At 70.6% G+C, this 23,014-nt stretch carries 19 protein-coding genes; 6 read left to right on the top strand and 13 right to left on the bottom strand.

The genetic code is table 11. From position 1 onward, the window contains the following. Nucleotides 1-3: 3 nt before the first annotated feature. The 3 genes from CLV68_RS13015 to CLV68_RS13005 all read right to left on the bottom strand — a co-directional run bounded on the left by CLV68_RS13015 (nucleotide 4) and on the right by CLV68_RS13005 (nucleotide 2,130). The gene (locus CLV68_RS13015) at nucleotides 4-939 is read right to left on the bottom strand and encodes a phosphatidylinositol mannoside acyltransferase (RefSeq protein WP_121390588.1); all 936 of its coding nucleotides are present in this window, start codon (nucleotides 937-939) and stop codon (nucleotides 4-6) included. Next, a complete protein-coding gene (pgsA, locus tag CLV68_RS13010) occupies nucleotides 936-1,556 on the bottom strand; it encodes a phosphatidylinositol phosphate synthase (protein ID WP_121390587.1) in 621 nt (206 codons plus the stop codon). Before pgsA ends, CLV68_RS13015 begins: the two co-directional genes overlap by 4 nt. An 85-nt stretch (nucleotides 1,557-1,641) precedes the next feature. Further along, complete coding sequence (locus CLV68_RS13005; RefSeq protein WP_121390586.1) at nucleotides 1,642-2,130, bottom strand: MarR family winged helix-turn-helix transcriptional regulator; 489 nt, start codon at nucleotides 2,128-2,130, stop codon at nucleotides 1,642-1,644. A gap of 80 nt (nucleotides 2,131-2,210) precedes the next feature. Between CLV68_RS13005 and CLV68_RS13000 the strand changes: the two genes are divergently transcribed. Both CLV68_RS13000 and CLV68_RS12995 read left to right on the top strand, forming a co-directional pair. Then, entirely contained in the window at nucleotides 2,211-2,762 is a 552-nt protein-coding gene (locus tag CLV68_RS13000) for a YceI family protein (RefSeq protein ID WP_121390585.1), read from the top strand. Nucleotides 2,763-2,857: 95 nt separating this feature from the next. Then, nucleotides 2,858-3,421, top strand: coding sequence for an HIT family protein (locus CLV68_RS12995; protein WP_121390584.1), 564 nt, complete (start codon nucleotides 2,858-2,860; stop codon nucleotides 3,419-3,421). Between the two features lie 39 nt (nucleotides 3,422-3,460). Here CLV68_RS12995 and CLV68_RS12990 read toward each other — a convergent pair whose 3' ends face one another. The 5 genes from CLV68_RS12990 to CLV68_RS12970 form a co-directional block, all read right to left on the bottom strand. Next, on the bottom strand, nucleotides 3,461-4,789 hold the full coding sequence (locus CLV68_RS12990; protein WP_147459974.1) for an NACHT domain-containing protein: 1,329 nt from the start codon (nucleotides 4,787-4,789) through the stop codon (nucleotides 3,461-3,463). Further along, complete coding sequence (locus tag CLV68_RS12985) at nucleotides 4,786-5,235, bottom strand: NACHT N-terminal helical domain 7-containing protein (protein ID WP_121390582.1); 450 nt, start codon at nucleotides 5,233-5,235, stop codon at nucleotides 4,786-4,788. The genes CLV68_RS12990 and CLV68_RS12985 overlap by 4 nt, the downstream gene beginning before the upstream one ends. Nucleotides 5,236-5,249: 14 nt before the next feature. Beyond that, nucleotides 5,250-5,573 carry an NACHT N-terminal helical domain 7-containing protein gene (locus CLV68_RS12980; RefSeq protein WP_121390581.1) on the bottom strand — a complete coding sequence of 108 codons (324 nt, stop codon included), beginning with the start codon at nucleotides 5,571-5,573 and terminating at the stop codon, nucleotides 5,250-5,252. 142 nt (nucleotides 5,574-5,715) lie between these two features. Continuing rightward, nucleotides 5,716-7,728: a threonine--tRNA ligase gene (thrS, locus tag CLV68_RS12975; RefSeq protein WP_121391158.1), complete on the bottom strand. Its 2,013-nt coding sequence runs from the start codon at nucleotides 7,726-7,728 to the stop codon at nucleotides 5,716-5,718. A gap of 174 nt (nucleotides 7,729-7,902) precedes the next feature. Next, nucleotides 7,903-8,541, bottom strand: a complete 639-nt coding sequence (locus tag CLV68_RS12970) for a DUF305 domain-containing protein (protein ID WP_121390580.1) — start codon at nucleotides 8,539-8,541, stop codon at nucleotides 7,903-7,905. 164 nt (nucleotides 8,542-8,705) lie between these two features. Between CLV68_RS12970 and CLV68_RS12965 the strand changes: the two genes are divergently transcribed. After that, nucleotides 8,706-10,139 (top strand): LVIVD repeat-containing protein, encoded by a 1,434-nt coding sequence (locus tag CLV68_RS12965; RefSeq protein WP_121390579.1) that lies wholly within the window; start codon nucleotides 8,706-8,708, stop codon nucleotides 10,137-10,139. Between the two features lie 48 nt (nucleotides 10,140-10,187). On the opposite strand, the gene CLV68_RS12960 is transcribed toward CLV68_RS12965, so the two are convergent. Then, entirely contained in the window at nucleotides 10,188-10,796 is a 609-nt protein-coding gene (locus tag CLV68_RS12960; RefSeq protein WP_121390578.1) for a malonic semialdehyde reductase, read from the bottom strand. A gap of 157 nt (nucleotides 10,797-10,953) precedes the next feature. Between CLV68_RS12960 and CLV68_RS12955 the strand changes: the two genes are divergently transcribed. Next, on the top strand, nucleotides 10,954-14,067 hold the full coding sequence (locus tag CLV68_RS12955; protein ID WP_121390577.1) for an NACHT domain-containing protein: 3,114 nt from the start codon (nucleotides 10,954-10,956) through the stop codon (nucleotides 14,065-14,067). Between the two features lie 41 nt (nucleotides 14,068-14,108). Here the strand turns inward: CLV68_RS12955 and CLV68_RS35620 are convergent, their stop codons facing one another. Continuing rightward, nucleotides 14,109-14,243 carry a hypothetical protein gene (locus CLV68_RS35620; protein ID WP_281245066.1) on the bottom strand — a complete coding sequence of 45 codons (135 nt, stop codon included), beginning with the start codon at nucleotides 14,241-14,243 and terminating at the stop codon, nucleotides 14,109-14,111. Nucleotides 14,244-14,266: 23 nt separating this feature from the next. Beyond that, nucleotides 14,267-17,293 carry a class IV lanthionine synthetase LanL gene (gene lanL / locus CLV68_RS12950; protein ID WP_170224263.1) on the bottom strand — a complete coding sequence of 1,009 codons (3,027 nt, stop codon included), beginning with the start codon at nucleotides 17,291-17,293 and terminating at the stop codon, nucleotides 14,267-14,269. A 291-nt stretch (nucleotides 17,294-17,584) separates the two neighbouring features. Here lanL and CLV68_RS12945 point away from each other — a divergent pair, with 291 nt between their 5' ends. Then, nucleotides 17,585-19,687 carry an ATP-binding protein gene (locus CLV68_RS12945; RefSeq protein WP_342772768.1) on the top strand — a complete coding sequence of 701 codons (2,103 nt, stop codon included), beginning with the start codon at nucleotides 17,585-17,587 and terminating at the stop codon, nucleotides 19,685-19,687. A 93-nt stretch (nucleotides 19,688-19,780) separates the two neighbouring features. After that, complete coding sequence (locus CLV68_RS12940; protein ID WP_121390574.1) at nucleotides 19,781-21,061, top strand: MFS transporter; 1,281 nt, start codon at nucleotides 19,781-19,783, stop codon at nucleotides 21,059-21,061. Here CLV68_RS12940 and CLV68_RS12935 read toward each other — a convergent pair whose 3' ends face one another. Both CLV68_RS12935 and CLV68_RS12930 read right to left on the bottom strand, forming a co-directional pair. Further along, complete coding sequence (locus CLV68_RS12935; RefSeq protein WP_121390573.1) at nucleotides 21,062-21,340, bottom strand: hypothetical protein; 279 nt, start codon at nucleotides 21,338-21,340, stop codon at nucleotides 21,062-21,064. A gap of 7 nt (nucleotides 21,341-21,347) precedes the next feature. Further along, nucleotides 21,348-22,970 carry a methyl-accepting chemotaxis protein gene (locus CLV68_RS12930; protein WP_147459972.1) on the bottom strand — a complete coding sequence of 541 codons (1,623 nt, stop codon included), beginning with the start codon at nucleotides 22,968-22,970 and terminating at the stop codon, nucleotides 21,348-21,350. Nucleotides 22,971-23,014 lie beyond the last annotated feature (44 nt).

Raw genomic sequence — 23,014 nt, 5'->3', positions numbered from 1 at the left:
CGCTCACCGGCGCCTCCGGGGTTCCTCCCCGGTCGACAGCTCCCGCTGCCGCGCCTCGGTGAGGTCGTCGATCCACAGCTTCTGCAGCATGTGCCAGTCGGCCGGGTGCGCGGCGATGTCGGCGGCGAACACGTCGGCCAGCGCCTGGGTGGCCGCCTTGACCCCGCGCACGCCGTCGACCTTGATCGGCGGGTGCAGCCGCAGGCCCCAGCCGTGGTCGGTGAACCAGCAGCCCGCCGGGATCAGGGCGGCGCCGGTGCGCGCGGCGAGGTAGGCGGGACCGGAGGGCATCCGGGTCTTGGCGCCGAAGAAGGTGACCGGTAGACCTGCCGGGGTGAGATCGCGGTCAGCGACTAGGCAGATCAGTTTGTTCTGCCGCAGCCGCTCGGCCAGCACGACCGCAGGGTTCTTGTCGCCACCGGTGGCGGGAATGATCTCGAAGCCGAGCGACGCGCGGTAGTCGACGAACCGCTCATAGAGGGACTCGGGCTTCAGGCGCTCGGCGACAGTGGTGAACCGACCGTGCTCACGCGCGAGCCACACACCGGCGGCGTCCCAGTTACCCGAGTGCGTCAGGGCTAAGACGGCGCCATTGCCCTCGGCGAGCGCTGCGGTGACGTACTCGTTGCCGGTCATGGTGGCGTCGATCTCGGCGTGCACGGCAGCGTGGTCCATCGCCGGTAGGCGGAACGCCTCTTGCCAGTACCGGGCGTAAGAGCGCAGCGCCTGCCGCACGAGGTCGTCCAACTCGGCTGGCCCCGCCTTCGGGACGACCCGGGCGAGGTTGGACCGCAACTGCCTGGCCCCCGGCCCGGCGCGGCGCGCGGCGAGGTCGGCACCGCCGCGGAACAGCGCGGTCGCGGCCCCCTCCGGCAGCGTCTTGACCAGCCGCCAGCCCGCCCCGTACCCGGCGGCGTGCAGCCGCTCACCCCAGCTCATCGCGCGTTCTCCTCGGCGGGGACCGCGGCGCTGCGGCGCACCGCGAGCAGGCGCTGGCCGACGGTGATGACCGAGCCCGCGGCCACCAGCCACAGCGACACCTCGACCGCGTACGGCACGCCGAGCCCGGACAGGCCGGTGCCGACCAGGGTGATGATCAGCCGTTCCGCGCGCTCGACCAGGCCGCCGTCGGCGTCGAGGCCGCTGGCCTCCGCGCGCGCCTTGATGTAGGAGACGACCTGCGCCAGCACCAGGCAGATGAGCGCGGCGACGGCGGTGACCCGGTTCCCGGTGTCGAACAGGTACCAGGTGATGCCGCAGAGCAGGGCGCCGTCGGCGAGCCGGTCGCAGGTGGCGTCCAGCACGGCGCCGAAGCGGGTGCCGCCGCCGAGCGCGCGGGCCATCGCGCCGTCGAGCAGGTCGAACATGGCGAAGCCCCAGACCACGAAGGTCCCGGCGAGCAGGTGCCCGGTGGGGAACAGCCACAGCGCGCCCGCGATGGCGCACGCGGTGCCCAGCACGGTGACGGCGTTCGGGGTGAGGCCGAGGCGCACCAGCCCGGCCCCGATCGGATCGGTGACGCGGGAGACGGAGGCACGGGCGAAGATGTTGAGCATGGGGGTGTGAGACGCACCTAACCGCGGGACGACCTGGCCCGGGCAGCGTAACCGCCGCGGGTTAGTCCTGTGCAGACCGGGCTGGTCAGCGCGGTTCGCGGCACCCGGGCAGGGTCTTGTCCGGGTCGATGCCGTCGAGGATGGCGGCGCTGATGGCGCCGAGCGCGGTGACCTGCTCCGGGGTCAGCCGGTCGAACACGGCCTCGCGCACGGTGGTGACGTGCCCGGGCGCGGCGGCGACCAGCGCGGCGAACCCGGCGTCGGTGAGCACGGCGACGGAGCCGCGCTTGTCGGTCGGGCACTCGCGCCGCTCGACCCAGCCCTGCGCCTCCAGCCTGGCCACGGCGTGGGAGAGTCTGCTGCGGCTGGACCCGCGCAGCCCCGCCAGCTCGCTCATCCGCAGCGACCGGCAGGGTGCGTGGGAGAGCACGACGAGGATCTCGTAGTAGGTGTAGGGCATCGACGAGTCGCGTTGCAGTTGCCGGTCCATGTGTTCGCCGAGGGCACCGAGCATGGTGACGAAGGTCCGCCACACGTCCTGGTCGGCCGTCGAGAGCCACCGGGTGTCGTCCATGCCACCCACTCTACTAGTTGAACTCTCAATCGGCTCGCGGTAAGGTTCCGGTTGAGTGTTCAACCACATGAGGAGATCTGATGACTCTCGCCACCCTGCCCGGCTTCGTCGCGGGCACCTGGGACATCGACGCCGCCCACTCCGACGTCGGCTTCTCGGTCCGGCACATGGTGGTCAGCAAGGTCAAGGGCCGCTTCGACGGCGTCTCCGGTGAGATCGTCACCGCCGAGGACCCGACCCAGGCGTCGGTGCGCGTCGCGATCGACCTGAACACGATCAACACCCACAACGAGCAGCGCGACGGCCACCTGCGCTCCGCCGACTTCTTCGAGGTCGAGACCTACCCGGAGCTCACCTACACCGCCACCGGCATCCGCGCCGACGGCGACGGCTACGTCCTCGACGGCGAGCTCACCCTCAAGGGCGTCACCAAGGTCGTCCCGCTGCAGTTCGAGCTCAACGGCTTCGGCCCGGACCCCTACGGCGGCACCCGGGTCGGCTTCTCCGGCCAGACCGAGATCAACCGCCGCGAGTTCGGCGTGAACTTCGAGGGCGTGCAGAACGGCATCGCCGTGGTCGGCGACAAGATCACCGTGCACATCGAGATCGAGGCCGTGCTGCGCCAGGCGTGACCCGCGGGGTGGGTGGGGGCGGGGTCGCCGCCTCCACCTGTGACCCGCGCTGCCAGGCCCGATGCGGTGTCGGGGCCCGCCACTAGGATCGGGGCATGGCTGGACCCGCCCCCACCGAGGGACCCGAGCTCGTTCCCCAGGACGGGGTCGGCGAACCCGACGCCCTGCAGCGGCTGTGGACACCGCACCGGATGGCCTACATCCGCGGCGAGGGCAAACCCGACGGCCAGGACAGCGACGGCTGCCCGTTCTGCGGCCTGGTGCGACTGGACGACGCCGAAGCGCTGATCATCGCTCGCGGGGAGACGGTGTACGCGGTGCTCAACCTGTACCCGTACAACCCGGGGCACCTGATGGTCGTGCCCTACCGGCATGTGGCTGATTACACGGACCTGACCGCTGCTGAGACCGATGAGCTTGCCCGATTCACGCAGCAGGCGATGCGGGTGGCGCGGAAGGTGGCCTCGCCGCACGGGTTCAACATCGGCATGAACCAGGGCGTGGTGGCTGGAGCCGGGATCGCGGCGCACCTGCACCAGCACCTGGTGCCCCGGTGGGGTGGGGACGCGAACTTCATGCCCGTCATCGGGCACACGAAGGTGCTGCCTCAGTTGCTTGCCGAGACCCGCACACTGCTGGCCAGTGCCTGGAGCGCCTAGTCGAGCGCCTCCCTTCGACCACCCGAGCCATTCGCTCCGTCACAACCGCGCGATCGACGCGATGAACCAGCCCGCCACGAGTTGCCACGCGTTGCCGTCCAACCCTGACCGCCAGAGCGACAAGGTGGAACGCCAGGCCCGCAGAGCCTCATGGGGCTCACCACCGAACACGTCGACCAGCCTCACCGGGTCAGGGGCGGTGAACGAGACCGCCATGGTGACAAGGTTCGCCGAGTAGGTCGCGTGCTGGCGGATCGTGTCGCGGGGCACCGGCGTGTACCCGTTGAACCTCGAAGAGCGCTCTTTCGCCCGGTACGTGCTGATGAGTATCCGAAGCACCGTCTGGATGTTCGCGCGCTCGTCGGCAGGCAATTCGCCGAACAGGCCGACCGCGAACTCCACAATGGACCGCCTGCGGCGCCACGCGTGGTGCGACAGCACGGCGTAAAGCAGTTCGTCGGCGATCTCCCCGAACGGCCACTTGCCGCCGAAGGACGCCTCGGCGACCTTGCGCAATTCGAGCACCACGAAATGCGCGACCAGGTACTCGCCGAAGTTCGCGTGCAGGAACTCGTACGAACGATAGGCATGGTTGGCAAAGCTCGCCTTGGCTGTGTGCACGAAGAAGAACTCGCCCACCACCCGGGCACCAGCGTCCCTCGCGAACTCACCACCCAGCGCGCCGAGATCCGCCCGGATCTCCGACTCGCTCGCGCTCAGCCTGCCCCGGTTGAACATGGCCATGCCTGCGATGGCCAACCTGATCACCTGGCTCTCCACCGCCGCGTCCAGCGCCCTTCCGCGCAACGGGCGCTCGGTGCGCTTGAGCACCTCGCGGCGTACGAAGGTGTTGAAGATCTGGTCGTATAGCGCCGCGCGGGACAGTCCGGCGTCCAGTAGTCGCGAGGTCGGGTCGGCGGCGTTGAGGGCGAGCATGAGCAGCAACAGGGGTTGGACCGCGAGGTCGGCCTGGTGCATGGCTTCGTCGAAGGTCAGCGCCCGCACCGCGCCGGAACCGACCCCGGCGGCATTGGCCGCCCGCCAACGCTCCAGCCAGCCTGCGACCTGGTCGTGGCTGAACGCCTCCAACTTGACCACGACGGTCCCGTCGACGAGGGAGACACGGTCGATCACCACGGTGCGGCAGGTGACGATGACCGCCACTTGGCGCCCTTGCTGCGCCTCGATCCACTGGAAGTCCGCGACTTCGTGCAGGTAGTTGGACCGGTCGCGCAGGGATGCCTGCAGCAGCTCGTGCAGCCCGTCGAGCAGCAGGACCGTCAGGGTGTCGGTGCTGCTGTCGGCGAGGTCGGTCCACAAGACCCGGGAGTTGGTCGCCAGGTCGAGGGCGGTTTGGACCTGCTTCATGATCGGCGCACCCGAGTCGACCGACCGCAGCGGGACGCGCACGACCGTGTAGTCCTCTGCGGACAGCTGTGCGGCGAGGCGATCCGGTAGCGAGGGGTCAGGAACATCCTCTCCACCGTCGGGAAGACAACCTCGGTGTTGTAGTGCCCGGCATCGGTCGGCACGACCGGCTCGAGGAGCACGCTGCGGTTGGCCAGGTGCAGGCTCCAGCGGAGGTGGTTCGGTCTGGGGCCTGGCGCGTTCGCCGAGACCAGGCGGCGTAAGCCTTCCAGGGCGGTGGACTGCTCGGCCGCCGTGTCCCGCAGGAGGGTGTCCAGCTCGGCGAGCCGTGCCCGGGTCGCGGCGTGCTGGCCCAGGCTCGCCCACACCAGGAACTCGGGAACCGTGGCCGCCAGGTCCAGGTAGTACGACTCGTAGCGCTGGGTCACGGCATCCACGAACTCCACCGGGTCGGAGCCTGCTACTCCTGCCTCAGCCAACTGCTCGTTGGTGTGCCGCAGCAGACCCGCTGTCCACCGGGCAGCGAAGTCCTCGCCCGGAGGCTCTTGACGATCGAGCGTAGGAGTCCGAAAGCCTCGTTCTTCTGGTCGACCCACCCCCACAGCGGGGCCAGCAGCGCCAACGGCGCCAGGGCGGCACCACCGAGGACGGCAAGACCAGCCCCAGCACCCGCGGCGAGGATCAGCCCACCAAGAGCCTTGTCGAGCGCGCCCACGGCCTTCGGCTCGTGCTTGCCGAGCACGTCGAGCGCCCCGGCGAAGGTCAAGGCGGGCTGTCGCGGCACAGTGGCTCCCGGCGGCGTCGGGGGTGGGGGTGCCGATTCTGACCCCGATCCACTTCGCCGGGAGGTCGCGGGCCACTGGACCGGGCCACCCGCGAGCCGGGCTGGTGGCCGGAGCACAGGCCCCGGCCACCAGCCGTGACCACTAGTCGATGGTGAAGGTGTCCGCCGTCGGGGAGGTGTTGTCGCGGCGGGTGATCCAGGACTCGATGGCGTCGATGGCGCGGGCCACGGGGATGCCGTTGACCTGGGAGCCGTCGCGGAACCGGAAGGACACCGAGTCGGATTCGACGTCCTTGCCGCCTGCCACCAGGAGGAAGGGGACCTTCTGCAGGGTGTGGTTGCGGATCTTCTTCTGCATGCGGTCGTCGGAGGCGTCGACGTCGACGCGGATGGCCCTGGCGCGCAGGGACTTGGCCACCTGGAGCAGGTGGTCGGTGTGCTCGTCGGCGATGGGGATGCCGACGACCTGGACCGGGGCCAGCCAGGCGGGGAAGGCGCCCGCGTAGTGCTCGGTGAGGACGCCGAAGAAGCGCTCGATGGAGCCGAACAGGGCGCGGTGGATCATCACCGGGCGCTGGCGGGTGCCGTCACCGGCGGTGTACTCCAGTTCGAAGCGCTCCGGCAGGTTGAAGTCGACCTGGATGGTGGACATCTGCCAGGTGCGGCCGAGGGCGTCGCGGGCCTGCACGGAGATCTTGGGGCCGTAGAACGCGGCGCCGCCCGGGTCGGGCACCAGGTCCAGGCCGGAGTCGGTGGCCGCGACGCGCAGCGCCTCGGTGGCCTTGGCCCACACCTCGTCGGAGCCGACGTACTTCTCCTCGTTGCGGGTGGAGAGCTCGAGGTAGAAGTCGTCGAGGCCGTAGTCGCGCAGCAGGTCGAGCACGAAGGTGAGCAGCGACTTGAGCTCCTCCTGCACCTGGTCGGGGGTGCAGAAGATGTGCGCGTCGTCCTGCGTCATGCCGCGGACCCGGGTGAGGCCGTGGACCACACCGGACTTCTCGTAGCGGTACACCGAGCCGAACTCGAACATCCGCAGCGGCAGCTCGCGGTAGGAGCGGCCGCGGGAGCGGAAGATCAGGTCGTGGAACGGGCAGTTCATCGGCTTGAGGAAGTAGTCCTGGCCGGGCTTGCGGACCGTGCCGTCCTCGTTGTACTCGGCGTCGAGGTGCATCGCCGGGTACATGCCGTCGCGGTACCAGTCGAGGTGCCCGGAGGTCTCGAACAGCGTGCCCTTGGTGATGTGCGGGCTGTAGACGAACTCGTAGCCCTCTTCCTCGTGGCGGCGGCGGGAGTAGTCCTCCATCGCGCGCCGCACGATGCCGCCGCGGGGGTGGAACACCGCGAGGCCGGAGCCGATCTCGTCGGGGAAGCTGAACAGGTCGAGCTCGGTGCCCAGCCTGCGGTGGTCGCGGCGCTCGGCCTCGGCGATGAGCTCCAAGTGCGCGTCGAGCGCCTCCTGGGACTCCCACGCGGTGCCGTAGACCCGCTGGAGCTGCTGGTTGTTCTGGTCACCCCGCCAGTACGCCGCGGCCACCCTGGTGAGCTTGAACGCCGGGATGTGCTTGGTGGTCGGCACGTGCGGGCCGCGGCACAGGTCGCCCCAGACCTGCTCGCCGGAGCGCGGGTCGACGTTGTCGTAGATGGTCAGCTCGCCGCCGCCGACCTCCATCACCTCGGGGTCGTCCACATCGCTCTTGATGTCGACCAGCTCCAGCTTGAACGGCTCGGAAGCCAGCTCCACCTTGGCCGCGTCGACCGACTCCAGCACCCGCCGGGAGAACCGCTGCGCGCCCTTGATGATCTGCTTCATGCGCTTCTCCAGCGCCTGCAGGTCCTCCGGGGTGAACGGCTTGTCGACGGCGAAGTCGTAGTAGAAGCCGTCGCGCACCGGCGGGCCGATGCCGAGCTTGGCCTCGGGGAACTGCTGCTGCACCGCCTGGGCGAGCACGTGGGCGCAGGAGTGCCGGATCACCGAGCGGCCGTCGTCGGTGTTCGCCGCGACCGGGGTGACCTCCGCGTCCGAGGTGGGCGCCCAGGACAGGTCGCGCAGGCGGCCCTCGGCGTCGCGCACCACCACGACGGCGTCCGCGCCCTTGCCGGGCAGCCCGGCCTCGCGGACGGCCGCGCCAGCCGTAGTGCCCGCCGGCACCACCACGCTCTGGGCGGGTGCGACGGCTGGGGACTCTGGCTGGGACACGGGAGCTCCTCGGTGCTCGGGTGGTCACACCTGCTGTGACCTCGACACCAAGGATGCTAGCGAGCCGCTCGCGGCGGCCGCCGCCCGGTTTCCCCCGCCTGTGGACAACCCGGGGGGATGGGGACAGGCAGCTCAGCCCAGGATGGTGCGCAGCCGGACGATCTCGTCGGACTGCTCGGCGACGATGTTGTCGGCCATCTCCTGCACCCGCACGTCCGAGCCGTCCTTGCGGACCACGTCGGCCATCTCGATGGCGCCCTGGTGGTGGCGGGTCATCAGCTCGACGAACAGCGCGTCGAACGCCGCCCCGGTGGCCGCCTTCAGCCGGTCGAGCTGCTCCTGGGTCGCCATGCCCGGCATCGGGTGCGCCGCGTGGCCGGAGTGGCCCGCGTGGCTCGGGTCGATGGCGGGCTTGCCGTTGCGGCGCAGCCACTCGTTCATCGCGCCGATCTCGGGGCCCTGGGTGTCGGCGATGCGGCTGGCCAGGCCCTTGAGCGAGGTGTTGGCGGCGCGGTCGGGGGCGAGCGCGGCCATGTCCACGGCCTGCTGGTGGTGGACGATCATCATCTCGGCGTAGGTGTAGTCGGCGGCGTTCGGCGGGACGACGGGCACCCCGGACTCGATCTCCTCCGGGGACAGCGTGTGGTTGGCCTCCCCCGGCCTGCCCGGCTGCACCACGGGGTTGCTCGGGGCGGGCTCGGGGCTGGTGCACGCGGCACCGGCCAACGCGATGCCGAGCACAACCCCGCACACAATCCGCCGACCGGCCATCCCGACTCCCCTCGCCCCGCGCCAGGGGGCCGAACGTACCCGACCGGCGCCGGTGGCAACAGAGTGTGTCCATCTGGTGATAACTAGCAACAAAAGGGGCTGGTTGCGGTCTTGCGCCCAGGTCATACTGCGGTTTCGAAGCCTTCACGAGAGGGGTACGCAGGGTGCCTTCTACCCGACGCGGCAGGCGCAGGACCGCGATCGCGGTCGCCGGTGTCGCGGCCGCGACGATCTCCGCTCTGCTCGGGGTGCCGTCCGCGTCCGCGCAGGGCCAGTTCCCCGGCCCGGACGAGATCGTCACCAGTCCGAACGTCAAGCACGTCGCCAACATCCCGGCGACCGCCCCGCTCAAGGGCACCGGGTCGACCGGGACCGACCTGGCCTTCACCGGCGACTACGCCATCGCGGGCAACTACCTCGGCTTCACCATCTACGACATCAAGAACCCGCGCCAGCCCAAGATCGCCAGCCAGGTGCTGTGCCCCGGTTCGCAGAACGACGTGTCGGTCAGCGGGAACCTGCTGTTCCTGTCCACCGACTCCCGCCGCAGCGACGACTCGTGCGCGTCGGTGGCCCAGTCCGACGGCACCAAGGCGTACTGGGAGGGCATGAAGATCTTCGACATCAGCGACAAGCGCAACCCGCGCTACATCCGGTCGGTCGAGACCGCCTGCGGGTCGCACACGCACACGCTGGTGCCGGACAAGCGCGGCCGCGACGTCTACATCTACGTCTCGTCCTACAGCCCGGCGACGAACATCAGCAAGTGCCAGCCGCCGCACGACATCATCACCATCATCAAGGTGCCGCTGCGCAACCCGGCCGCCGCCGAGGTCGTGGCCACGCCGAACCTGTTCCCCGACGGCGGCAACCCCGGCCGCGGCAGCTCCGGCAACGTCGAGGTCCCCTACGTGGTCGCGACCTCCGGCTGCCACGACATCACCGTCTTCCCGTCGAAGAACCTCGCCGCAGGCGCCTGCATGGGTGACGGCGTGCTGATCGACATCGTCGACCCGGAGAAGCCGCGGGTGATCAACCGCGTGCAGGACGACGACCACTTCGCGTTCTGGCACTCCGCGACCTTCACCAACGACGGCACCAAGGTCATCTTCACCGACGAGCTCGGCGGTGGCGGCGGCGCGACGTGCAACGAGAAGATCGGCCCGACCCGCGGCGCCAACGGGATCTACGACATCACCGGCCGCGGCAACCAGCGGGCGCTGGAGTTCCGCAGCTTCTACAAGATCGGCCGCTACCAGACGCCGACCGAGAACTGCGTGGCGCACAACGGGTCGCTGCTGCCGGTGCCCGGCCGCGACATCATGGTGCAGGCGTGGTACTCGGGCGGCGTCCAGCTGGTCGACTACACCAACTCGCAGCAGCCCAAGGAGATCGGGTTCTTCGAGCGCGGTCCGGCCGCGGTCTCCGCCGAGAGCGGCGGCGTGTGGTCAGCGTACTACTACAACGGGTTCATCTACGCGTCCGACCTGGGCAAGGGCTTCGACGTCCTCGAGGTGAACGACCCGGCGACGGACCCGGCGAAGTCGTACCGGTGGACGGAGCTCAACGTGCAGACGCAGTCGACCTACGGTCGGTAGGCGTTTCACGTGGAAGGGGCCCCGCCGCGGCGGGGCCCCTTCCGCTTGTCAGACGGTCAGCACGACGTCGTCGTAGTCCAGCCGGGGGCTACGGGGGAAGGTCCCGGCCTCGGCAGGGTTGCCGATGTTGACCACCACGAGCGAGCGCAGCCGCCCGTCGGGGAAGAACTCGCCGTCCACCCCAGCGGCGTCGAACCCGGACATGGGGCCCGCGGCCAGCCCGGCGGCGCGGACACCGAGCACGAAGTACCCCGCTTGCAGCAACGCGTTGAACCGCGCGCTCTCGGCCCGCCGCTCGGCGTCGACGAAGTAGTCCTTGGCGCCGGGCAGGTGCGGGAACACCGTCGGCAGGTTCTCGTGGAAGTCGGTGTCAGCGGCCAGGACCGCGGTCAACGGCGCGCTCAGCGTCTTCGCCCGGTTGCCCTCCGACAGGTGTCGGGCCAGCCGCTCCCGCCCTTCCGGCGTCCGCACGAGCACAACCCGCAACGGCTGTCCGTTCATCGCGGTGGGCCCCCACTTGACCAACTCGTAGATGGCGCGCACCTGCTCCTCGCTGACCGCCCCCTCCGCGAACGCGTTCGCGGTCCTGGCCCGGCGGAACAACAGGTCCTGCGCGTCCTCAGCGAGCTCGAGCACCCGACCCTGCACAGCGGTCATCACTGACTCCTCTTCGATCGTCGACACCTCCCGCTCAACTTGATTGAGAGCTTGACTATTTCGCGGCGGCCGATGACGCCGGTCACACCCCCTGGGCAGGCCCGCCGGTAAGCGGTGCGGTAGGACGTTGCGGTCCTAGATCTCGGGGAGGCGGACCGTGCAACCGCGGACCACACGTGTTGTCCTGCTGGGCGCCCTGGTCCTGCTCTGCGCCGCGGTGGCGGTGTGGATGGCGGGCAACGACCTCGACACCAACGACCGGATCGCCAGCGTCACCGCGATGGCCTTCGCCGCGGTCGGGCTCGCGGTGGGGATCATCAGCGCCACCGAGCCCCGCGAGCACCGGCACCGCGATGTCGACGGCCTCGCCGACGACCTGGCGGGCACCGTGGCCGACGAGTGGGCGGAGGAGGCGACCGCGCGGCGGCTGCGGGACCCGCACGTGCTCCCGGTGGCGTGGTCGAGCGAGTGGCTGACCGGCCGGGTGGACGGTCCGTTCGACGAGGTCGCCGCCCGGGTCGCCCGCGGCTACTCGGGCATCGGCTCCGGCCGGATGCTGGTGCTCGGCGAGCCGGGCTCCGGCAAGACGGTGCTGGCGATCGTGCTGACCCTGGGGCTGCTGGCCGACCGCTCGCCGGGCGCTCCGGTGCCGGTGCTGCTCGCGGCCTCGTCGTGGGACCCGGTCGAGGAGTCGCTGGACGACTGGTCGGTGCGCGCCATGGCCACCGCGTACTACAACGGCCGCACGGAGATCCCCCGCAGGCTCCTCGACCACGGCAAGGTCCGCCTGGTGCTCGACGGCCTCGACGAGATCCCCGAGGCAGACCGGCGGGCGGCGGTCCGCGGCATCGACACCGCGCTCGGCCGGGACCGCCCGGTCGTGGTGACCTGCCGGGCCGCCGAGTACGCCGAGGTGATCAGGGACGGGTCCCCCGGGCTGCGCGGGGCGGTGGTCACGCGCGTGCTGCCGGTGGCCGCCGAGGACGCGTCGGCGTACCTGCGGGAGGCTTCCACAGCCGACTGGGCACCCGTCTTCGCCGCGGTGGGCGACGACCCGGGCGGGGATGTCGCGCTCGCGCTGTCCACGCCGCTGATGGTGTCGTTGGCGCGCACGGTGTTCCAGCGGCTTGAGGCCGACCCCACCGACCTCCTCGATCGCGACCGGTTCCCCAGCAGGCACGCGGTCGAGGACTTCTTGGTCGACCACCTCGTCGACGCCACCTACGCGGCCCAGGGCACACGGGCGGAGGCGGCGGCTAGAAGGTCCGCGCACGCTAAGCGGTCACTGGAGTTCCTAGCCCGCTACATGCACCGCTACCGCAGGCGCGACCTGGCGTGGTGGCGGATAAGCGATCGACTCTTGTCGCCGTGGGCCGCGCCGGTGATCGGGCTCGGCATCGGTCTGTGCGTGCTGGTGTTGCTGTCGATCGGGGTCGGGGTGGGGGTGCTGCGGTCCGATACGGGGACGATGTCGCAGGACCTGCCACTGCGCGCCGCCATGGTCATCGCCGTGCTGGCCACTGCCCTCTGGTACGGCGCGGCCTACCGAGTCCCCGGGCGGGTGGCTTTCTCGCCGCAGGGGTGGGGTCCGCGCTTCCGCGCGGGCTTTCGGACCGGGGCCGCGTTCGTGGCCGTCCCGGCGGTGCCGCTGCTGCTCGGCGGTCCGATCTTGAGCTCCCTGGAGTACGGCTCGCTGACCTACCGGGTGGCGGACCTGGCCGATCTCCTGGCGGCGGCGGTCATGGTGGTGGTGGCGGGCACCGCGTTCGGCGCGCACCAGGCCGTCAACGCGTTGCCGCGGCGGTCGGCGCGGTCGAGCCCCATGGAGTTGTTGCGGCAGGACCGCAGATCGGTGCTCGTGGGTGGTGTCGTCGCCACCGCGGTGACGGTGCTGGTCGCGGTTCCGGCACTACGGCTGGGCGTCATCCTCGAGACGGTGTACGGCGGGGCGCTGTCAGGCATCGGGCCCGACAACGGGGTGCTGTTGACCGAGCAGCACTACCACTACGTCGACCCGACCACGGCGGTGGTGGTCATGGCGGTCGCGGTCGCGGTGCTGGTGACCTTGACGAGGGCGTGGCCGCGCTTCGCTGTCACCCGACTCGTCCTCGCCGCGCGGCGCAAGACGCCCTTGCGGTTGATGCGCTTTCTCGCCGAGGCGCGCAACCTGGGTCTCTTGCGCCAGTCCGGCGGCGTCTACCAGTTCCGGCATGTGCGACTACAAGAACGGCTGCAAGGTGGGCCTACCGAGAGCCGCGAGCCCGGCAGGGCAATGTCGCCGCAGCGGAGGAAAGTCGTTGTCCTCGCTTCCATCCTCGCGCTTGTCGCAGGCACGGTGGTGACGATCGGGACCTACAACTACCTGCGCTGCGAACCCCTCTTGCAGCTAGGCGGCGACGTCTCGAAAGTTCGCGCTAGCACTGACACAGGTTCCACGTGCATCGGTGTTGTCCCGGAATCGCAGTGGTACGGGCTGCCTGCCGACCACGAGGTGCTCGACCGGCTGATCGCGGGCAACCGCCACGCGCGGGACCTGGGTGGCGCCGGGGTTGTCGGCGTCATCGGTTCGCTGCGCACGGGCGATGGCGGCTCGTGGCGGGAACTGTCGGCGGGACTGCTCGGGGTGGCCGAGGCCCAGGAGCAGGCCCCGCCCGATCGTCCGGTGCGGGTCGTGCTCGTCGGCTACCCGAACGAGGTGCCCGACGCCCAGTACACCGCGGTGGGCCGCGTCGCGGTCGCCGCGCGACGGGAGGGGGCGCCGCTGCTCGGCGTCGTCGACCTCACCAGCACGTGGACCACCCCGCTCCCCGACGACCTGCCGGGGACATCGGCGGCGATCGTCCACGCGGGCGGTGGCGACGAGCGGTACGCCCCCAGCCAGGTCCAACTCCTGCGCCTGCGTGCGGTGCTGGCCGGGGATCAGCCGGACCTGGTGGATCCGCGGACCCTGACTTTCGGCTGCGACGGCACCGCGCCCCGGTTGCTGATCAGGACCTCGACGGCCCTGTCGCCGCTGGAGCCCGGGTGCGGTGCGCAACGGCCGACGGTGGTCGTCGGCGGCGGGGATCCCGAGTCGATCAGCGACCTCCCGGCGGTCGAGGACGGTGACGTGGCCTACCTGGCCCAGGCGCCCGACGTGGCGTGCCGCTGCGACATCCCGGCCACCCGGCGCGCGCACGACCTCACCCGGGCGCTGGCGGGTGAGCCCGGTCTGCGGCTGAGCAAGGGCGTCCGGACCGGCGGTCGCTGGGAGTTCACCGCGCTGGGGTGACGGCGGTGGCCGCGTCCTGGTGGGACACGGCCACCGGGGGATCACCACTCACAGCCGTTCGTGACGAGCATCAGTGACGAGAAGCAGTGGCTGCAGCAGCTGGAGAGCAGCTGGGGCTCGTCGCCGGTCTGCTCCGTCGCGGGGAGCAGGTCCAGTTGGTTCACGGTCAGTTCCATCGGGGGTTCCTCCTTTCACCGGGTCAGGCCAGGACGGAGTCCTTGGCGTAGCTGGGCAGGAGCGGGCGGGCGCCGCCGTGGTGCAGGCGCAGGAGGAAGGACAGGGTGCCCGCGTAGCCGTTGGCGAAGGAGGCGACGACGTCGCCGGTGTCGTCGGGGGTGAGCAGGCGGCCGCGGCGGCGGACCGCGCGGGCGGCGATGACCTGGGCGGTGTCCTCGGCCCAGGCGCGGTAGCGGGTGGCCGGATCCGTGGCAGTGCCGCGGTGCGCGGGCGGGATCTCGGCGGCGCCGCGGCGGAGGGATGGGGTCGTGGCGGTGGCGCCCCGGATGGCCGGGTCCGCCGCGGTGGAGCGGTGGGTGTGGGTGGCCGGGGCGAGCGGTGTGGTGGCACGTTGGGTGGGCAGGGTCGTGGCGGCGGGGTCGAGCGCCGAGCCGCGGGGTGCGGTGGAGTGACCGGCGGACCGGCCCCCGTGGGAGGGCACACCGGTCGGGGCGGTGTGGGTGGCTGTGCAGGCAGCCGCGGTGTGGGTGGCGCTGCTCGACCCGGGGTCCCCGGGAGAGTGGGACGACCCCGGGCCACCGTGGGAGACGGATGCGGCCGAGGTGGACGGCTGGGGCGCGGTGGTGGTGGACGGGTCCAGAGCGGGCAGGGCGGCGCAGTCGAGGAGGAAGTCGCCGTCGGTGGCCAGGCCGTGGCACCACAGGGGCGGCGCGGTCCAGCCGCCGTGGTGGACCGCGGTGGCGGCGGCCTCGGCGAGGGCGCGGGCGGCGGGGTGGCCGGTGAGCTGGTGCAGCCGGAGCAGGAACGTGCCGACGCCGGTCGCGCCGCTGCAGAAGCCGGTCAGCCGGACGGTGTCGGCCTGGCTGTCGTCCTCGCCGCTCGGCCAGAACGCGGCGTCGCCGTCGAGGATGGCGGCCCCGGCCAGCGCCTCGGCCGCCTGGCCCACCACGGCCAGGTACCGGCCGTCGCCGGTGGCCGCGGCGATGTCGAGCAGGAACGTGGCGATGCCCGCGACGCCGTGCGCGAACCCCCAGTGCGTGGTGCCCGCGAGCAGGAAGTCGCCCTTCGCGGTCCACCGCGGCCCTTCCTCGGCACCGGCCAGCAGCGCGTCGGCGCACTGCCGGGCGCGGGCGAGCAGGTCGTCGTCGCCGGTGTGCCGCCACAGCCGCACCAGGGCCAGCCCGGCGCCCGCGACACCGTGGAACACATCCGGCACGTGCCACTGGGTCGGCAAGGTCCGCGCCAGGTCCAGCCCGGCCGCGCTGACGTCGTCCGCGCCGAGCAGCGCACCGGCCTCGTACAGGCTGACCGCGGTACCGGCCCGCCCGAACATCAACCCGGGCAGGACTCTCGGCTCGTCCCCCAGCCTGCGCATGGTCCACCTGGCCGCCACGTCGACGGTGTCGAGCACCTCCGCGTGCCCCGCCCGCGCGGCCTGGCTCAGCACCAGCAGCACCCCGGGCGCGCCGACGTGGACCGAGCACGGGTCGTACCGCGAGGCGGTCTCGGAGTTGCGCCACAGCCAACCCCGCTCGGGGGTGGCGGTGCTGACGATGTCGGCCAGCATCTCGTCGACCAGCTCGCCCACGTCCGCCGCCGCACCGCTCGTCACCGCACCGGTCGGCGGGGACGGCTCGGCCAGGGCGGTCCGCACCTCGGCGAGGCTGGGTCGCGCGGCGGGTTCCGGTGCCAGCAGACCGGTGACGACCGGGCCCAGCCGGGCCGCGACCGGGTTGCGGCGCGCCATCAGCCGGACCATCTCCCGCAGCCCGGTGCCCTGCGACGCGGGCGGGTGGGCGCCGGAGACCAGGTAGAACAGCGTGGCGCCGAGGCTGTAGAGGTCGGTGGCCCGGTCCGGGTCGGCGGCGATCATCCGCGACCGGCCCTCGTCCTCCGGCGCCGCGTAGCCCGGTGTCAGTAGCCGCGCGGCGACGTCGGTCGGGCGCAGCGCGGATTCCAGGTCGATCAGGACGAGCCGCCGGTCCGCGGTGACCAGCACGTTGTTCGGGGTCAGGTCGCCGAGGACGTAACCGGCGGCGTGGACCCTGTCGAGCAGGTCGACCAGTTGGCGGGTCAGGTCGAGCGCGAGGTCGGTGTCGAGGGCGAGCGCGGTGCCGCGCGGGCGCAGCTCCCTGGCGACGAACCGGCGCAGGGGCACGCCGTCGACCCACTGCTGGGCGACGAAGATGTCGGTGCCGGAGGTGAAGATGTCGAGGAACCCCGGTGAGGACCCGCTCGGCCCGAGGATCGACAGGAGCCGGGCCTCGGCGCGGGCGCGGGTCCGCGAATCGGTGCCGTCGACCCCCGCCCCGGTGTGCTCGCGGAAGCGCTTGAGCACCAAGCGGGTACCGTCCGCGTCCTCGGCGAGGTACACGCCGCCGCGGTTGTTCTGCCGGATGGCGGAGCGGACGGTGAACCTACCGCCGACGAGCACCGATTCGGCCACTGTGGACGGTGCTACCTCGTCCTGGAACGGGTCGACGGCCCACGATGGCGCTACCTGACCCACCGCACGCTTGTCCGGTACGACCGATCCGTCCGGTGCGCGCAGCATCGCGCGGTATTCACCGTCGTCGGTCAACACTGTCGGTGGGGTGAAGCCGCCATAGCGGTAGAACACCTGGGAGTGTTGGCGATACCGGCGGTCGGTGAGGATCCACTGCCCCGGTAGACCTAGCGTCGCGCGGTGCAAGGCTTCCGCGACAACGCGCGCGTGGTCGTCGTCATCGGGGTACGCGGTGACGAACTTGCCCGCGGCCTTGCGGTCGGCGTTAGGACCGACGAGTTCGTGCAAGCGGCGCATGGTGACGGCGAACTTGAACGCGCACCGGTGCCGGGCGAGCACCTCCACCGCGCGGGACAGCACGAGGCATGCCGACAGCGGGGTGGCCGGGACGTGCAGTTTCCAGCCCTGCTCCCGGGATCTGTGGTCGTCGGGCAGCACGTAGTGCCATCGATCGTCGAGGGCGTGCCGCCAGGTGCGCGGCTGGTGCCGGGCGAGCACCGCGGCGGCGCAGTCGGCGAGCAGGTCGGCGTCTTCGTGCGTCATCGAAACCATCCCCAGGGTGTCGGCCCCGATCGGGCCCATCCGCAACTAGACGCCGTTCATCGTCCCGAAACAAGTGGTTCACAGTGGCAGAACACTTCGGGTGCAACGAATTCCATCGTTCGGCGTGTGGCGGGTAACCGCCGGTGAGCGCGGACCGCCCGCGTCGCCCTGTCAGGTCATCGCCCTGTCGGCGTGGCGAATTCCGGCCCAGTCACCGGATTCGCCATCGGCGGCCGGGCCGGGCCAGTACAGTGGCCGCGACTTCGATCCCGTTGATCACCCGGCGAGGACGTGCTCGTGGCCGACGACACTACGCGCAACCAGTTGACGGCAACGTCGTCCAACGCGGTGCAGGCGCACACGATCGTAGGAGGCGTTCACTTCACCACTCCGCCATCAGCACCGCCAGCCCTACCTGTCCCCCGCCAGTTACCCGCCGATACCGCGCACTTCAACGATCGAGAGAATTATCTGAAGTCACTGGGGAACTGGTTGGACACCACTGCTCCGGTAGCACCAACGATGATCGTGGGAATCGGTGGCGTCGGTAAGACCTCTCTGGCAACGCATTGGGCGCACCAGGTGCGGGACAGCTTTCCTGATGGAGACCTCTATCTAGACCTTCGCGGCTACCACGCCGACGAAGCCGTGACAGCGGAAGACGCACTGGAACAGATCCTGCGATCGTTGGACGTACCGGGCGAACGCATCCCGGTCGGGACAGAGCCACGCGCGGCGTTGTACCGGTCCTTGGTGCACGGCAAGCGGATGCTCGTCCTGTTGGACAACGCCGCCACCCCGCAGCAGGTCCGACCGCTGCTGCCCGGCTCGTCTTCGTGCCGCGTGCTGATCACCAGCCGCAGTAGACTGACCGGGTTGGCGACCAGGGAAGGGGCCCAGCGGATGGCGTTGGACGTGCTGCCCCCAGTGCGGGCGGTCGAGGTGTTGGCCAGGATCGTGGGCGAGAGCCGGATCGCGGCCGAACCGGACGCGGCAGCGGAGTTGGCCCGCGACTGCGGCTACCTCCCTCTTGCGCTACGCATCGTCGGCGGCAGACTCGCGGCCAGCGAGTCGTTGAGCCTGACCGAGTTCGCACAGGAACTGCACCAAGAGCGGCTGGACGCGCTAACCGACGATGAGGACCCTTCCGCTGCCGTTCGCGTGGTGTTCTCCTTGTCCTACCGCACGCTGCCTGCTGACGCGGCCAGATTGTTCCGCCTCCTCGGGGTGGTTCCCGGTGCCGACATCGGCCTGGACGCGGTGTCCGCGTTGGCAGCGCTAACGCCCATGGCGACCCGACGGCTACTAGAGACGTTGGTCAACGCCCACCTCCTGCGCGAGGACACACCTAGGCGCTATCGGTTCCACGATCTACTTAGGGTCTACGCGGCTGAACGGGCTAGCGAGGACTCCGAACGCGTAGAGGCGTTGCGGCGTCTGCTCACTTGGTACACCCATGTGGCCGACGCGGCGGCGAGGATGTTCACGCCGAGCTTCACCCGCATCGCGCTGGATCTTGCCGAAACGCCTGCTCCGCTGCCGATCTTCACGGACAGGGCGGACGCGCTGCACTGGTGCGACCTGGAGCGGGCGAACCTGGTGGCATCGGTGACGCAGGCCGAGCGTGCGGGCGAGCTCGCGCAGGCGTGGCAGTTGCCGGTGGCGATGTTCGGTGCCTTCCTGGCCCGCCGCCCGTTCAACGACTGGGTGGACACGCACCTGGTGGCGTTGCGCGCGGCCAGGGCCTGTGGTGAGAAGGCGGCATTGGCTTGGCTGCACACGAGCATCGCACTCGCGTATAGAGGTCTGCGCGACTACGCGACCGCTCTGGAGCACTTCGAGCTGGCGCGGGCCGGGTGGCGGGAACTGGGCGAGGGATGGGCGGAGGCGTGGGCGCTACGCGACACCGGCGATGTCCAGCACCGCCTGGGTGACGTGACCGCGGCCGTGGCCACGCTCACCGAGGCACTGGCGATGCACGTCGCGGAGGGCGACGCGTTCGGCGAGGCCACCGCGCTGCGCCTGCTCGGCGAGGCCCAGCACAGCCTCGGCGACCACGACGCCGCCCTGGCCAACCTGGAGCGTTCGCTGGAGATCCGCAGGCAACAGGGCGACCAGCGCAACATCGCCATCGTCTACGCGGCCATGAGCGCCATCCACAACAGCAAGAACGACCCCACCCGCGCCCTCGACCACGCCACCCGAGCCCTCCCCCTGGCCGAAGCCCTCGACGACTGGCACACCGAAGCCCGCGCCCACGACGCCCTGGGCGACGCCCTATCCCAGCTCGGTAAGCCAGACAGCGCAAGGGAACACTGGGAGGCCGCGCTACTCCTCCTGGAGAAACTGGCCGACCCGGACGCCGACACCTTGGAGCGCAAGCTCTCCGCATAACCGGATACCGGTATAGCCGGAGGGAAACAACCCTACCTATCCACCCCGCGCTGTGGCACTGTCCAACAACAGGCACACACCAGGAGGTGGCTCGTGGTCGTCGGCCCGGACATCACGGAGAAGCACCGCTTGCCGGTACGGAAGCTCGTCGCCGCCAGTGTGGGGAACGCGGTGGAGTGGTACGACTGGACGGTCTATGCGACGTTCAGTACGTATATCGCGAACGCGTTGTTCGAGCCTGGGAGCAAGGCGTTGTTGGCGACGTTCGTGACGTATGCGTTGGCGTTCTTCTTCCGGCCGTTGGGTGGGTTCCTGCTGGGGCGGTTCGCGGATACTCGGGGGCGGCGGCCTGCGATGATCCTGACGATCGTGGCGATGGCGGGGGCTTCGTTGGCGATCGGGGTGTTGCCGACGTTCGCGCAGGTGGGGTGGTTGGCGCCGGTGTTGTTGTTGGTGGCCAGGATCGTGCAGGGGCTGTCGATGGGCGGGGAGGTGTCGAACGCGTCGGCGTACCTGGCGGAGATCGCGCCGTCGGGGCGGCGGGGGCGGTACTCGGCGTTCTTCTACATCTCGACCGGGTCGGCGGTGCTGGTCGCGTCGCTGCTCGGGTACTTCCTCACCAACGGGCTGGGCAAGGCCGCCATGCAGGACTACGGGTGGCGCATCCCGTTCGTCATCGGCGGCGTGCTCGGCTTGGTCGGTCTGGTGCTGCGGCGCGCGTTGGACGAGACCGAGCAGTTCGAGGAGAACAAGGACAAGGCGCGGCGGTTGAGTAACCCGCTGCTGTTGACGCTACGCCAGCACCCTAAGGCTGTCGGGCAACTTGTCGGCTTCACGATGCTGTCGACCCTGTGCTACTACACGTTCTTCAGCGCCCTGACCCCGTTCGCGATCAACACCAGGAAGGCCGACGCCAGCGACGTCTTCCTCGCACTGTCCATCGGTACGGCCCTGTTCGTGGCGCTGCAATACCCCATGGGCGCGGCCGCCGACCGCTTCGGCCGCAAACCCCAGCTCTTGGTCTGGGCAGCCGCGATAGCCGTATCGAGCTACCCACTGTCCACACTGGTACGCCCCGGCTTGGCCAACCTGGTCGTCGTCTTCTGCGTGGGCCTGGGTTTCTACACCGCCATGACCTCGATCGCCCCGGCCATCATGAGCGAGCTCTTCCCCACGGAGGTCCGGGCCCTGGGCATCGGCGCCTGGTACAACCTCACGGTAGCCCTGTTCGGCGGCACAGCGCCTCTAGTCGTAACAGCCCTCGCAGACGCAGGAGCCTCCACCGTCTTCTTCTGGTACCTCACTGGCGCGGCCGTGATCGCCTTCTTCGTCATCCTTACCCTGCCGGAGACCAAGGGCGCCGACCTCCGCTAGTCACTCCGCGCCGCGAACCAACGTCTCAGCGGCAGTGAGTGCGGTGTGGGTAGTGGAACGGATGCGGAAGGCTTGGGCGCACAGGGAAAGCACCGGGTCGGTCTTCTCCATCGCGTCGATCAAGCCGGACAGCGCGGCAACGTCCGTCTCGCGGCCGGTTAGACCTGCCTTGACCAGGAGAGACGACCACACCTGGCCGCCGGTGGACGGGTAGAGGCGGTGGATGGCGTTCTCCGCGTCGGTCAGGGTGGGGCTGTGGAAGCCGTAGGGGGCGGTCATGGCGGCCTCAGTAGTGGAAGACGCCGACGAGGGCGTTGAGCTTGGTGGCGAGGGTGGACAGGTCGTCGGCGGCGACCTGGCTGGCCCTGGCGCTGTCGGAGGTGGCGGTGGTGACCTCGGCGACGGCACCGAAGGTGGCCGACAGCTCGCCGCTGCCGTTGGCGGCCGCGGCGATCGCGCGGCTCATCTCGGCGGTGGTCGCGGACTGCTGCTCCACGGCGGAGGCCACCGTGGTGGAGTGGTCGGTGATCTGCCCGACGACGTCCTGGATCTGCCGCACCGACCTCGCCGCGCCCGCGGTGCCCGCCTGGATGGCCTCGACCCGCTGGGAGATGCCCTCAGTGGCCTTGGCCGTGGCCTGCGCCAGGTCCTTGACCTCGCTGGCGACCACGGCGAAGCCCTTGCCCGCGTCGCCCGCCCGCGCGGCCTCGATGGTCGCGTTCAACGCCAGCAGGTTCGTCTGCTCGGCGATCGAGGTGATCATCTTGACCACCTCGCCGATCTCGGAGCTGGCTTCGGCGAGCGCGGCGATCTGCGCACCGGTCTCGGTGGCCGCGGTGAGCGACTGCTGGGCGACGTCGGCGGCCTGACCGGCGCTGCTGGCGATCTCGGCGATGGACGAGGTCATCTCCTCGGCGCTGACCGACATCGACCGCACGTTCTCGCTGACCTGGCCCGCGGTGTCCGCCGCGGCGCCCGCGCGCTCCGCCGCCCGACCGGAGCCCGCGCTGAGCCCGCCGCTGACCTCCGAGAGCCGCACCGACGCCGAGGTCAGCGCGAGCGCGGTCCCGGCGAGTTCGGAGACGGTCTCGCGGACGGTGTCCATGGCGGTGTCGAAGTCGCGGCCCATCACCGCGAGTTCGTCGCGGCCGTGGATACCGGTGTGCCCGGTGAGGTCCTTGGCGGCGAGCGCGGCGATGGCGGTGCCGACCTTGCGCAGGCTGCCGCGGATGCCGCGGACCACGTAGTAGCCGACGGCCAGCGCGAGCAGGATGCCCGCGACCAGCACGACGACGATGGTGGTGCGGGAGGACTGGAAGTCGGCGGTGACGGCCTGCCTGCGGGCCTCGGCCGCCTTGACCTCGCGGTCGACCATCTGGACCACCAGGTCCTCGGCAGCCTTCGCGGCGGGCACCAACTTGGTGTCGCGCAGGAGTTCGACGGTGGTGGTGTCGTGGGCGCGCCCCGCGGGCAGCACCTGCTCGTCGCGGATGCGCTGGTACTCGGCCCACCTGTCGCGGACCTGGCCGACCAGGCTCGGGTCGGCGGTGTACAGCGCGTACTTGGCGAGGTCGTCGGCGAAGGCGGCGTCGTCGTCGCGCAGTGCCTGCTCGTACTTGGCGAGCTTCTCGGGGGTGGTCGACAGCGCGTGGTTGAGCACGTTGCGGCGGGTGCTCTCCATGTCGACGCGGACCTCGTAGATCTGCTCGACCGGCAGCAGGCCCTGGGTGTAGAGCTGTTCGGCCGAGGTGTCCATCGACCCCATCCTGGCGATCGACAGCACCCCGACCCCGGCGCCGACGACCGCGAGCAGCCCCACGGTGCCCAACACCTTCGTGCCGACCTTGCGGTTGGCCAGCCAGCGCGTCACCAGGCCGCCCGCGGGCCGCCCTGTTCCCTGCTCGCGCACCCGAGCCCCTTCCCGTCCAGCCCGTAGCCGGGCACTTCTCCGGA

The organism is Actinokineospora cianjurensis, assembly GCF_003663795.1.
Taxonomy (GTDB): domain Bacteria; phylum Actinomycetota; class Actinomycetes; order Mycobacteriales; family Pseudonocardiaceae; genus Actinokineospora; species Actinokineospora terrae.
The sequence above is the reverse complement of the archived record's forward strand: the minus strand, read 5'-3'. Positions and strand labels throughout refer to the sequence as shown.